This window comes from Arthrobacter sp. GW460-12-1-14-TSB2, assembly GCF_059423525.1.
Genome location: NZ_JBWKYC010000006.1, coordinates 47,693 through 60,187, shown reverse-complemented (window position 1 = coordinate 60,187; position 12,495 = coordinate 47,693). Strand labels below are relative to the sequence as shown.

General features: G+C 66.5%; 10 protein-coding genes and 2 tRNA genes. 9 read left to right on the top strand and 3 right to left on the bottom strand.

Features of this window, described 5'->3' with window-relative positions:
• Positions 1-58 precede the first annotated feature (58 nt).
• The gene (locus AC07YR_RS09975) at positions 59-1,453 is read right to left on the bottom strand and encodes a hypothetical protein (RefSeq protein WP_436057937.1); all 1,395 of its coding nucleotides are present in this window, start codon (positions 1,451-1,453) and stop codon (positions 59-61) included.
• Positions 1,454-1,801: 348 nt separating this feature from the next.
• On the opposite strand from AC07YR_RS09975, the gene AC07YR_RS09970 reads away from it, so the two are divergent.
• The 4 genes from AC07YR_RS09970 to AC07YR_RS09955 all read left to right on the top strand — a co-directional run bounded on the left by AC07YR_RS09970 (position 1,802) and on the right by AC07YR_RS09955 (position 5,651).
• Positions 1,802-1,873: transfer RNA gene (locus AC07YR_RS09970), tRNA-Gln, on the top strand.
• Positions 1,874-2,001: 128 nt separating this feature from the next.
• Positions 2,002-2,077, top strand: a tRNA-Glu gene (locus tag AC07YR_RS09965).
• A gap of 176 nt (positions 2,078-2,253) precedes the next feature.
• On the top strand, positions 2,254-4,035 hold the full coding sequence (locus AC07YR_RS09960) for a dynamin family protein (RefSeq protein WP_436057936.1): 1,782 nt from the start codon (positions 2,254-2,256) through the stop codon (positions 4,033-4,035).
• Positions 4,032-5,651: a GTPase gene (locus AC07YR_RS09955; protein ID WP_436057935.1), complete on the top strand. Its 1,620-nt coding sequence runs from the start codon at positions 4,032-4,034 to the stop codon at positions 5,649-5,651. Before AC07YR_RS09960 ends, AC07YR_RS09955 begins: the two co-directional genes overlap by 4 nt.
• On the opposite strand, the gene AC07YR_RS09950 is transcribed toward AC07YR_RS09955, so the two are convergent.
• Both AC07YR_RS09950 and AC07YR_RS09945 read right to left on the bottom strand, forming a co-directional pair.
• The gene (locus AC07YR_RS09950; RefSeq protein ID WP_436057934.1) at positions 5,648-6,193 is read right to left on the bottom strand and encodes a DUF1697 domain-containing protein; all 546 of its coding nucleotides are present in this window, start codon (positions 6,191-6,193) and stop codon (positions 5,648-5,650) included. The genes AC07YR_RS09955 and AC07YR_RS09950 overlap by 4 nt on opposite strands.
• 13 nt (positions 6,194-6,206) lie before the next feature.
• Complete coding sequence (locus AC07YR_RS09945) at positions 6,207-6,926, bottom strand: IclR family transcriptional regulator (RefSeq protein ID WP_011692361.1); 720 nt, start codon at positions 6,924-6,926, stop codon at positions 6,207-6,209.
• Between the two features lie 112 nt (positions 6,927-7,038).
• On the opposite strand from AC07YR_RS09945, the gene leuC reads away from it, so the two are divergent.
• The 5 genes from leuC (at position 7,039) to AC07YR_RS09920 (ending at position 12,494) form a co-directional block, all read left to right on the top strand.
• Positions 7,039-8,493 carry a 3-isopropylmalate dehydratase large subunit gene (gene leuC, locus AC07YR_RS09940; RefSeq protein WP_436057933.1) on the top strand — a complete coding sequence of 485 codons (1,455 nt, stop codon included), beginning with the start codon at positions 7,039-7,041 and terminating at the stop codon, positions 8,491-8,493.
• A 68-nt stretch (positions 8,494-8,561) separates the two neighbouring features.
• Positions 8,562-9,164 carry a 3-isopropylmalate dehydratase small subunit gene (gene leuD, locus AC07YR_RS09935; RefSeq protein WP_494733860.1) on the top strand — a complete coding sequence of 201 codons (603 nt, stop codon included), beginning with the start codon at positions 8,562-8,564 and terminating at the stop codon, positions 9,162-9,164.
• Between the two features lie 198 nt (positions 9,165-9,362).
• Positions 9,363-10,688 (top strand): UDP-N-acetylglucosamine 1-carboxyvinyltransferase, encoded by a 1,326-nt coding sequence (gene murA / locus AC07YR_RS09930; RefSeq protein ID WP_028271630.1) that lies wholly within the window; start codon positions 9,363-9,365, stop codon positions 10,686-10,688.
• Between the two features lie 10 nt (positions 10,689-10,698).
• A complete protein-coding gene (locus AC07YR_RS09925) occupies positions 10,699-11,445 on the top strand; it encodes a lysophospholipid acyltransferase family protein (protein ID WP_436057932.1) in 747 nt (248 codons plus the stop codon).
• The gene (locus tag AC07YR_RS09920; protein ID WP_494733859.1) at positions 11,442-12,494 is read left to right on the top strand and encodes an NAD(P)H-dependent glycerol-3-phosphate dehydrogenase; all 1,053 of its coding nucleotides are present in this window, start codon (positions 11,442-11,444) and stop codon (positions 12,492-12,494) included. Before AC07YR_RS09925 ends, AC07YR_RS09920 begins: the two co-directional genes overlap by 4 nt.
• Position 12,495: the final 1 nt, after the last annotated feature.

The window sequence follows — 12,495 nt, the reverse complement described above, 5'->3', positions numbered from 1 at the left end:
TTACTTGTATTAAGGCAGGCGATCTCCCGGCCGGGGGGGGGGGGGGCCACCGGCATGATCACACCGGTTCGCCGGCATTCCGCCGTTTGCGCAAGGCGGCATACGCGCCCACTGAACCAAGCCCCAGGACTCCCACCATGCCGATGGCCGTAACCCCGTCCCGCTGCCCCACCATGTCTGATGGTGAGACCGCGGCCGCACTCGAGTAGAGCGTTTCCGTCCCGGCCGCCACCTTCGCGTTCCCCTCCGCGAGCTTGCCCGACCCGGTGGCCAGCTGCGTGGAACCGGAGGCCAGCTTGGTGTTGCCTTCCGAGAGCTGCGCGGCTCCGACTGCAAGGGCCTCCGAACCACGCAGCAGGCCGGGGTTCGCGGGATCTGCCGGGTCGCCCTTGATGCCGGCATTCAAGGTCCCGGTTCCAGCGGCCAGCCGGGCCGAACCTTCGGTCATGCTTGCGGCGGCCTTGAGCAGGCCCGGACGATCCGGGTTCCCGGGTACGCCGTCCATGCCCACCCTGATCTTGGCGGTCCCGTCCGCGAGGAGCCGGGTGCCAAGGACAACACCGGGGTTTTCCGGATCCTGGCTGTTGAGTTTGCCGCTTAGGGTGGTAAAGCCGGCGGTCAGCTTGCCGGCCCCGGCCTGCAGTTCCGCGGTGCCTTCATGGAGCCGTGAGGCGCCGGACTGCAGCTGGGCGGCGCCGGCGTCCAGCTTTTGGGCACCTGCGGTGATCTTCGCGATCTTGTCCCTGACGACCGAAAGCGGCACGAGTCCCTGTACGGGATCGTTCGCGGCGGCCTGCAGCAGCTCCAGCGCCTGCGCAAGGGCAGCGGTGCCCGTACCCGTTTCCGGGTTGCCGTTGGCCCCGCGGTAGCCCTTGAGCTGGTCTGTTCCGGCAGCAAGCTGGCCGGCGCCGGCTTCCAGCTTGGATGCACCGGCGCTGAGCCGGGTCGCGCCGTCGGCGAGGTTATTCTCTGCGCTCCCGGATGCAGTGGGCGTCAGCGCTGCGGAGAGCTGTACCGCACCGGCCGCCAGTTTGCCGGCACCGTCATCGACCTTGTACACCCCCGGGGCGAGCTTCGTCGTGACGTCCGTCTCGATCTTCACCGCACCGGCCGCAAGTTTCTCGGCGCCGGCCTGGAGTTGGTCCGCACCGGGGGCCAGCCGATCGGCGATGCCGGCGCGCACCTTCTGCGCCCCGGCGGCTAGCTTGCCGGCCCCTGTGTCTGCCAGCGTGGCGCCGGCGGCGAGCTTCCCGGCGCCGTCCTTGAGCTGATCGGCACCTGCGGAGGCCTGGCCGGCTCCGTCCTTGAGCCTCGATGATCCTTCGGTGATGCGGCCGGTGACGACGGTGTAGAAACCCAGCAAGGCAATAAGGAGCAAGGCAAGGAGCGCTATGGCGATCTGTTGGCCGCGCGTGCGGGGGTTCGGGGGAGCAGTGGCACGACTCTGTGGCACGGTTGGTTCCTCTCGACGGTCCTGGCGGAAACGTGTGTGGCCCCCGGAAGTGTCCAGCCGTGATGCAGCTAACATTCTGAAATGAGCGCAGAACTGCCGGTCGGGCTGGCTTCGGGGAGGTGGTTACTCTGCGGTAACTTACCGAGCGTAAACTTGTTTGCCCCGGAATGGCAAGGATTTTCTCGCGGGTCGACCCGAATGGCGTGCCATCACAGGGGCCCGGGCGTGCGGCGGCAGGGGAGTCGGACCCCGATTTGTGCCATCCAAAACTCTCGGGTAAAGTAATTACTCGTGCTGAGGCGCTGAGAGCGAAGGTTTAGGCCTGAAAGTCCAGCCCGAAAGTTCCATTGGGATATGGTGTAATTGGCAACACTACGGTTTCTGGTACCGTCATTCTAGGTTCGAGTCCTGGTATCCCAGCTCTGAGAAAGCTGCATTCCGATGCGGAAGATCAGGGGTTTCGAGCGGTTTGTCCGATTTGAAACACTGGCTTTGTGTGTGAAATACTCACTGAGCCTGATAGCAGAAATGCTATCTGGAAAGTACGCGGCCCCATCGTATAGCGGCCTAGTACGCTGCCCTCTCACGGCGGTAACGCGGGTTCGAATCCCGCTGGGGTCACCACTGAAACGGTCCCGGGCAACAGCCCGGGGCCGTTTTTTATGTGCCCGGATACTTTCCCTGCTATTCCCCGCCGAATGGTCCTTTCCCCTGGAACCGCGAGGGGGATGTGACCGCCTGGAGGGGACTTCCTGGGCGATGCCCGAGCCGGACCAGCGCTGAACTGGCATGATGAAGCTGTGACGTCACCATCTGAGAGTTCGCCCCCGGGAACTGCCGCGCAAAACACGCGGGCGGCCGCGGCCGTGGAACTGCTCGAAGCTGTGCGCACGGACCTTGGCGCGGCCCGGCTGCCGCTTGCACTGCCCGGCGCGGACGCTGCCCGCCTCGATATCAGGAACGCGCTGGCACAGCTGGACGACTACATCCTCCCGCGCTTCCGCAGCCTGGACGCCCCGCTGCTGGCGGTGGTTGGCGGATCCACCGGTGCCGGCAAATCCACGCTGGTCAATGCCCTCGTGGGCCACCCGGTCACGAGGGCGGGCGCCATCCGGCCGACCACCAGGCAGCCGATCCTGCTTCACCACCCGGCGGACGCAGCCTGGTTCGAGGACCAGCGGGTTCTGCCGAGCCTGAGCCGCATCAGGGGCACGGTAGTGGACACGCTGTTGCCCGCCAACCGGGCCGGAGCCGCGCCGGACGCCGCATCAATATCGTCCCTGGTGCTAGTGGGGCACCCCGCCGTGCCGGAAGGAATCGCCCTCCTGGATGCTCCGGACGTCGACTCCGTCTCGGATGACAACCGCAAGCTGGCGGGCCAGCTGCTCGCCGCCGCCGATCTCTGGTTATTCGTCACAACCGCGAACCGCTATGCCGACGCCGTGCCCTGGAAGCTGCTCCAGGACGCTGCCTCCAGGGACATCATGGTGGCAGTGGTCCTGGACCGCGTGCCTCCGGCGGCCGAGGCGGAGGTCAGCACGGACCTGAGGATGATGCTGCAGCGGGAGGGCCTGGGCGCGGCCCGCCTGTTTATTATTCCGGAGGTCACCCTTGACGGCCTCGGAATGCTGCCCGACGGGGCCGTGGAGCCCCTGGCACGCTGGGTGCGTGAACTGGCCGCGGACTCCGCCGGGAGGGCGGACATCGTCCGCCGGACACTGAACGGCACGGTTCGTGCGCTCAGCGGCAGAGTTGCCGCGCTGGCGCAGGCTTCGCTGGAACAGCAGCAATCGCGGGATGTCCTGGCCAAGGATGCCGCCGCGGCTTACCAGGATGCTGTGGCCCGGATTCTGGACGCCACTCGGGACGGCGCCCTCCTGCGGGGCGAAGTCCTTGCCCGGTGGCAGGACTTCGTGGGCACCGGGGAGTTCTTCCGCGTCCTGGAGCAGAACATCGGGCGCATGCGTGACCGCTTGGGTGCGTTCTTCCGCGGTGAGCCGACCCCGGCGGTCAAGGTCGAAACTGCCATTGAAACCGGGCTGCAGGCGGTCATCATTGACGAAGCTGCCACTGCGGCCGAGGACGCTGACCAACGCTGGCGCTCGGACCCTGCGGGACGCCAACTGCTGGGCACCGACGACCTTTCCGGCACCGGCGCCGGTTTCCCGGAGAAGGTTGCCGCGGAGATCCGTGCCTGGCAGGGAGCCCTCATGGAGCTCATCCGCACAGAGGGCCAGGGCAAGCGGACCCAGGCCCGGTGGCTCTCCTTCGGGGTCAACGGGCTCGGGGCCGCCCTGATGATCGTCGTTTTCTCCATGACGGCCGGCCTCACCGGACTGGAGATCGGCGTGGCGGGCGGCACCGCCGTCGTCGGTCAACGGCTCCTTGAGGCAGTCTTTGGCGAGGATGCCGTGAGGCGGCTCGCGAAGACTGCGCGGGAGGACCTGAACGCGAGGTGCCACAAGCTGATGCAGGCCGAACAGCGGCGTTTCCTCGACCGCCTGGACTTCACCACGGGCGTTTCGCCGGAAGTCCTCTCGGGCCATGCCCGCGCCCTTCAGCGACTGGCCGAGTCAGCATGAGCCGGCACAGCGGGACCAGGGAGGCCTCCCGGCTTGGCTCCCGCCTGGAAGCCCTCAACGACGCAAGGGAGCTCGCCGGCGGCGTAGTGCCGGACGAGGCCCTGGACGAAGTGCTCCAGGTGCTCGAGCGAGCCAGTTCCCGCCGTTCGCTGTCCTCGGACCACACGGTGGTGGGCTTCTTCGGCGCGACGGGCAGCGGTAAATCGTCGCTCTTCAACGCGGTCAGCGGCGCGGAAATCGCGACGGCGGCGGCCCGCCGCCCCACGACGTCGGAACCGCTGGCGGGTGTCTGGGGAGCGGAAGGCAGTGAGCCGCTGCTGGACTGGCTTGGCGTCAGCAGCCGGCACCACTCCGCAGCGGTGCCGGGGTTCGCCGACGAATCCACCGGCCTGGTCCTGCTGGACCTGCCCGATTTCGACTCAACCAAGGCCGCCAACCGGGAAATCGTCCAGCGGATGGTGGGATTGGTCGACGTCCTGGTGTGGGTGCTGGACCCCCAGAAATATGCGGACGCCGCTGTGCACAACGACTTCCTGACGCCGCTGGCTTCGCACGGAGCGGTCACGCTGGTGGTACTCAACCAGATCGACCGGCTTCCGCCCGCGGATGTCGAGCCGGTCCTGGAGTCCCTCAAAGCGATCCTTGCCCGGGACGGACTGGGCAGGGTCCGGATCCTCGGCGTCTCAGCGCTGACGGGCGCGGGAGTGGACAAGGTGCGGGCAGCTATCCGCCACGTCGTGGTGCAACGGCAGGCGTTGTCGCAGCGGCTGGCCGCGGATGTTTCCAAGGCCTCGGCGCAGCTTGCTGAGGCATCCGGGGCGGGAGAGGCCGCCGGTGTCACAGCGGGCACCCGGTCGCAACTGGCCGATGAGCTTGCGGCTGCCGCAAACGTCCAGCTGGTGGTGGACGCTGTGTCGCGGTCCTACCGGCAGGAAGCCATCCGGCGCACCGGCTGGCCGCTGACCCGTTGGCTGGTCCGGTTCCGGCCCGATCCGCTGCGGCGGCTGAACCTGCGCCGGGAGGGAGCCAATTCCGAAGTCAACAGGACGTCGCTGCCACCGGCGGGGGCTCCGGAACGTGCCAGGACGGACGCGGCCGTACGGGAATTCGCGGATGCAGCCAGTGCCGGGGCCCCGGGGCCCTGGCGGGCTGCCATCCGCAGTGCGGCGCGTGAAGGCCGTGACCGGTTGCCTGACGCGCTGGACCAGGCCATTGCCGGCACCGAGCTGATGGCCGGACGGAAATCGTGGTGGTGGGGACTGTTCAACGTCATCCAGTGGCTGGCCCTCGTCACGGCCCTGGGCGGCCTGGGCTGGCTCGGCATCCTGGCCGGCCTGGCGTATCTCCAGCTCCCGGTTCCTGAGGTTCCCCGGGTGGAAGGGTGGCCTGTTCCCACACTGATGATTGCCGGGGGAGTGGTGCTTGGCATTGTGCTGGCCCTCGCCGGGAAGTTTGCAGCAGCGGCCGCTGCCGGGCTGCGGGCAGCCGCGGCCGGGAAGAAGCTCAGGGCGGCCGTGGCTGCCGTCGCGGACAGGCTGGTGGTTGAGCCGGTTGAGGTGGAGGTCAGCAGGCTGAAGTCCTTTAACGCCGCGCTGAAATCCGCCCGCCGCGACTAGCGGGTTTCCAATGCCTCCGTGGCGTCGCGCACCTTGATCATGGTGCGAAGGTTGCGTGTGGTGGTTGTGGATTTGTAGCGGGCCTTGGATGACAGCTTGCTGAACGGGCTGTCCAGGGTGCCGCCCGCGGGAGCCAGCCAAGCCATCGCCTCCGGCCCAAGGCGGTGCTGCTGCGTCCCGTCCAGCCGGGAACCGGCCTCGAACAGCTCGTCCAGAACGGCCGTGTCCGAACTCAGCGTGACGTAGGTGTGCGTCGTCTTGTCCTCGGCCGGGTACGGGCACGCCTCGACCAGCGCGGCAACCCGGTCCGCGGTCAGCACCACCACCCAGGCGTCGTAGCCAAAGGCCTCACGGAGGCAGGCTTCGACGTCTTTCTTCACCGCCGCAGCGCCGAGATCGCTGGCCAGCACCACGTTGCCGCTGGCCAGCAGTGTTTTCACGCCCGCAAAGCCCTGGTCCTCCAGCGCACTGCGGAGGTCCGCCATTTTGATGTTGATGCCGCCCACGTTGATGCCGCGGAGGAAAACCGCATAGCTGTTCATGGGCACAGCCTACTTAGTCGTTGTTCTTGCGGAGTGCCTCGGTCAGCACCCGTGCGGCGTTACAGACGACTTCTGCGTGCAGCCGGCCGGGCTGGCGGGTCAGGCGCTCGATCGGGCCGGAAATGGAGACGGCGGCAATCACGCGTCCGGAGGGACCCCGCACAGGCGCCGAAACGGAGGCGACCCCCGGCTCGCGTTCGCCGAGGCTCTGGCCCCAGCCCCGCCGTCGTACGCCTGCCAGGACGGTGGGCGTGAAGCGCGCTGCCTGGAGTCCTTCGAGCAGCCGGTCGTGGTCTTCCCAGGCCAGCAGCACCTGGGCGGCGGAGCCGGCCTTCATGGACAGCTGTGTACCCACCGGGATGGTGTCGCGGAGCCCGATGGGGCGTTCGGCCGACGCGACACACACACGCCAGTCGCCCTGCCGGCGGAAGATCTGGGCGCTTTCGCCAGTGGCGTCGCGCAGCTGCATCAGGACCGGTCCCGCGGAGGCGATCAGCCGGTCCTCGCCGGCGGCGGAGGCGAGCTCCACGAGGCGGCTTCCCAGGACGAAGCGGCCCTGGATGTCACGGCTGACAAGCCGGTGGTGGACCAGCGCCAGGGCAAGCCTGTGTACGGTCGGCCGGGCCAGTCCGGTAGCGGCTACGAGCTGCGCCAGAGTGGTGGGACCGGCCTCAAGTGCGTCAAGCACATGGGCCGCTTTATCGATGACACCGACTCCACTAGAATTGTCCATGTAATGATATTGCCGTCTCAATATCTGAGATGCAAATCATTTGGCTGGCGTATTACGCGGGCGTGCTGGTTCAGTGGATGTAAACAGCCAACAGCAGTGAAGGGAGATGGCCATGGCAAAGACATTGGCCGAGAAAGTCTGGGACGCGCACGTGGTGCGCAAAGGCGACGGCGAAGGTGCCAACGCCCAGCCGGACCTTCTCTACATCGACCTCCACCTGGTGCACGAAGTGACGTCGCCGCAGGCCTTCGAAGGACTCCGCCTGGCGGGCCGTCCGTTGCGCCGCCCGGACCTCACCATCGCCACCGAGGACCACAACACCCCCACGCTGGACATCGACAAGCCTATCGCCGATCTCACCAGCCGGACGCAGATCCAGACCCTCCGCAACAACTGCCAGGAGTTCGGCGTCCGCCTCCACTCCCTGGGCGATGCCGAGCAGGGCATCGTTCACGTTGTCGGTCCCCAGCTTGGCCTGACCCAGCCCGGCATGACCGTGGTCTGCGGCGACTCGCACACGTCCACGCACGGTGCCTTCGGCGCGTTGGCCATGGGCATCGGCACCTCCGAGGTGGAGCACGTCATGGCCACCCAGACGCTGTCCCTGAAGCCGTTCAAGACCATGGCCATCAATGTGGAGGGCACCCTGCGCCCCGGCGTTTCGGCGAAGGACATCATCCTTGCCGTCATCGCGAAGATCGGCACCGGCGGCGGACAGGGCTACGTCCTGGAGTACCGCGGCTCGGCGATCCGTGCGCTGTCCATGGAAGCCCGGATGACCATCTGCAACATGTCCATCGAAGCCGGCGCCCGCGCAGGCCTGGTTGCTCCGGATCAGACCACGTACGACTACATGCATGGACGCCCGCACGCGCCGCAGGGCGCGGACTGGGACGCCGCCGTCGAATACTGGAACACGCTCCGCTCCGAAGATGACGCAACGTTCGACGTCGAAGTTGACCTTGACGCCGACACCCTGGAGCCGTTCGTGACCTGGGGGACCAACCCCGGCCAGGGCGTTTCACTGTCCTCCAAGGTGCCGTCGCCGGAGGACTTCGGCGATGAAAACGCCAAGGCCGCGGCCGAACGCGCGTTGCAGTACATGGGGCTGGAAGCCGGCACCCCGATGAAGGAGATCCGGGTGGACACAGTCTTCCTGGGTTCCTGCACCAACTCCCGGATGGAGGACCTGCGGGCTGCGGCGGACATCGTCCGGGGCCGCACCAAGGATCCGAACATCCGGATGCTCGTTGTTCCCGGCTCGGCGCGGGTGCGGCTCGAGGCAGAAGCGGAGGGCCTGGACAAGGTCTTCAAGGATTTCGGTGCCGAATGGCGCTTCGCCGGCTGCTCCATGTGCCTGGGCATGAACCCGGACCAGCTGGAGCCGGGCGAACGCTGCGCCTCCACATCCAACCGCAACTTCGAAGGACGCCAGGGCAAGGGCGGCCGCACGCACCTCGTCTCACCGGTGGTCGCGGCAGCCACGGCAGTACGCGGCACGCTCAGCTCGCCGTCGGACCTGGACCCCGCTCCGGAGTCCGCCGCCGTCCGCAGCAGCGCCGCTTAGATAACGCCGACTAGCCCGCGCTGCCCAGAGCACGCAGCCCAGACCCACCCAGCACCGAAGGATCCGCCATGGAAAAGTTCAGCACCCACACCGGGATCGGCGTACCGCTGCGCCAGAGCAACGTGGACACCGACCAGATCATCCCCGCCGTATACCTCAAGCGCATTACCCGCACCGGCTTCGAAGACGCATTGTTCGCCGCCTGGCGCAAGGACCCGGCCTTCATCCTCAACCAGGCACCGTTCAACGCCGGTTCCGTGCTCGTCGCGGGGCCCGACTTCGGCACCGGATCCTCCCGTGAGCACGCTGTGTGGGCCCTGAAGGACTACGGCTTCAAGACGGTCCTGTCCTCCCGGTTCGCCGATATCTTCCGCGGCAACTCCGGCAAGCAGGGCCTCCTGGCGGCTGAACTCGCCCAGGATGACATTGAGCTCATCTGGAAGGTGCTGGAGAACGCCCCGGGCACCGAAGTGACCGTGGACCTCGTCTCCAAGACCGTGACGTGCGGCAATGTGGTGGCACCGTTCGAGATTGACGACTACACGCGCTGGCGCCTCCTGGAGGGCCTGGACGACATCGGGCTGACCCTCCAGCACGAGGAAGACATCACGGCGTACGAGGCCACAAGGCCCGCGTTCAAGCCGAAGACGCTGCCCGCACGGCTTTCCTAGGGGGCGGTCTCCGGGATCCCCGCAGCACCCCGCCTGGTACACCCCGCACCCTTACCCGGTCCGCGTTGCGCCCGATTCAGGCCCCCTCTGAACTGTCGGGAAAATCGCGCCGTATTTCAGATCGGTAACGCTAGCTCCTATGCTTAGCTGGAGCCTTTGTAAGGATTTGGGGGCGAGTAGTCGTGAGGAAACCGGTATATGAGTAGTGTTTTGACAATCCGCGGAGGCGTCCCGCTAACTGGACGCGTCACCGTTCGCGGGGCCAAGAATCTTGTCCCCAAGGCCATGGTGGCCGCCCTGCTGGGCAACGAGCCGTCCGTACTGCGCAACGTCCCTGAAATCAAGGACGTCGAGGTTGTCACCAGCCTGCTCCAGCTCCACGGCGTCACGGTCGAAAAGGACCCGGTCACCGGTGATCTGACCCTGGACCCGAAGGGTGCCAAGACCGCATCGAGCACCGCCATCGATGCCCACGCCGGCGACTCCAGGATTCCCATCCTGTTGTGCGGCCCGCTGATCCACGCCATCGGGGAAGCGTTCATTCCCGACCTGGGCGGCTGCAAAATCGGCGACCGCCCCATCGATTACCACCTGAACGTGCTGCGCCAGTTCGGGGCCGTCGTGGAAAAGCGTCCGGGCGGCATCCACATTTCCGCGCCCAAGGGACTCCAAGGCGCCAAGATCTCGCTGCCGTACCCGTCGGTGGGGGCAACTGAGCAGGTTCTGCTCAGCGCCACCCGCGCCGAGGGCATCACGGAGCTTTCCGGCGCCGCCACGGAACCGGAAATCATCGATCTCATTGCCGTGCTGCAGAAGATGGGCGCCATCATCAGCGTCCAGACAGACCGCACCATCCGGATCGAAGGCGTGAAGGATCTCGGTGGCTACAACCACCGCGCCCTCTCGGACCGGAACGAATCCGCGTCCTGGGCATCGGCGGCACTCGTGACGCGCGGAGACATCTTCGTGGAGGGCGCCTCCCAGCGCGACATGATGACGTTCCTGAACACCTACCGCAAGGTGGGCGGCGGCATGGACATCGGTGAGGACGGCATCCGTTTCTACCACCGGGGCGGCAAGCTGAACCCGCTCGTCCTGGAAACGGACGTCCATCCTGGCTTCATGACGGACTGGCAGCAGCCCCTCGTGGTTGCCCTGACCCAGGCCGAGGGCGTGTCGATCGTCCACGAAACCGTCTACGAGAACCGTTTCGGATTCACCGACGCTCTCATCCGGATGGGGGCCAACATCCAGGTGCACCGGGAATGCCTCGGCAGCGTGCCGTGCCGTTTCGGCCAGCGCAACTTCCTGCACTCCGCCGTCATCTCGGGACCCACACAGCTCAAAGGCACCGACATCGATGTCCCGGACCTCCGGGGCGGCTTCAGCCACCTCATCGCCGCACTGGCCGCCACGGGTACGTCCCGGGTGACCGGAATAGACATCATCAACCGCGGTTACGAGCGCTTCACGGAGAAGCTCGCCGGGCTGGGCGCCGATTTCGACATCACTTCAGCCAAGTAACGGGGACCCAGTGAAGGAAACGGCCAAGAGCCGCATCACCTTTGTCATCGTCGCCGGGATCGTCAGGCCCGTGATGAACCTGCTGATGAACAAGAAGTGGGAAGGGCTGGAAAAACTCCCGGCGGGCGGCTTCATCGCCGCCCCCAACCACTGCACTGAGATCGACCCGCTGGTCATCGGCCACATGCTGTACAACCAGAAGCGGATGCCGCACTTCCTTGCCAAGGGCGGCCTGTTTAAGGTGCCGGTCCTCGGAGCGGTGCTACGGGCCACCAAACAGATCCCCGTGGAACGCTCGACGGCGGGCGCCAACCGTTCGCTGAACGTCGCCAGGGAAGTGGTGGACGAAGGCGGGGCCATCATCATCTACCCCGAAGGCACACTGACCCGGGATCCGGAGCTGTGGCCGATGAAGGGGCACACCGGTGCCGCCAGGATGGCGCTCGAAAGCGGAATTCCCGTGGTTCCCATGGCGCACTGGGGAGCCCATCAGGTGTTCCCGCGCTATGCGAAGCGGTTCCATCTGTTTCCCCGACAGACCTCACGCGTCATCGTGGGCGACCCCGTGGACCTCAGCGCTTTTGAGGGCCGGCCGCTGGACAAGGCCACGCTGACGGCCGCCACCGGCGTCATCATGGAAGCCATCACCGGGCTCCTGGCAACCCTGCGATCGGAACAGCCTCCCGCTGAGAGGTGGGATCCCGCCGCCCACAACCAGAGCAAACATGGGCGCAACATCGATCGGGGCGGCAAATGACCCCTGAACAGGCCGCAGCGGGCTCAGCCTTGTCAGTCGCTGTCCTCGGAGCAGGGTCCTGGGGCACCACCTTTGCCAAGATCCTTGCCGATGCAGCAACGGCATCCGGCGTCCAGCGGAGCATACGGCTCTGGGGGCGCCGCGCCGAGGTTGTTGAGCAGATCAACACCCGGCACCGGAACCCGCAGTACCTTAAGGACATTGACCTCCCGCACAGCATCACGGCTTCCACCGACGTTGCGGAGGTGCTCTCCGGCGCCGACCTGGTGGTGCTGGCGGTTCCAGCCCAGTCGCTGCGGCTGCAGCTGCGCGAGTGGCGGCGCCTGATATCCGCGGATGCCTACGTGGTTTCCCTGATGAAAGGCCTCGAACTCAGTTCGGATGCCCGCATGAGCGAGGTCATCTGCGAGGAACTGGGTATCAAAGCCGACAGGATTGCCGTGGTGTCCGGACCGAACCTGGCCATGGAAATCGCCCGCGAGGAACCCACCGCCTCGGTGGTGGCCTGTTCCGACGCAGAGGTGGCCTCCTGGATCGCCCGCAGCTGCACCGCACCGTATTTCCGGCCGTACACCACCACCGACGTCGTCGGCGTTGAAATCGGCGGCATCGTGAAGAACGTGATCGCCCTGGCGGTCGGTATCTGCGAAGGCAAAAGGATGGGTGACAACACCAAAGCCTCGGTCATTACCCGCGGGCTTGCAGAGACCTCCAGGCTTGCCCTGGCGCTCGGAGGAGAAGCGCAAACCATGGCCGGCCTGGCCGGCCTCGGCGACCTCGTCGCCACCTGCTCCTCACCGCTGTCCCGGAACCACACCGCCGGACGCCTGCTGGGCAAGGGGCTGACGCTGGAACAGGTCACCGCCGAAATGACCCAGACAGCCGAAGGGATCAAGTCCGGGCAGGCCGTGCACGAACTTGCCGGAAAGCTGGGCGTCGAGATGCCCATCACCGCGGCAGTGGTTGCCGTGCTGGCCGGAAAATTGTCCGTTGACGAACTGGGACCGCTGCTGCTGGCCCGGGACCTGAAATCCGAAGGCGACTACTGAC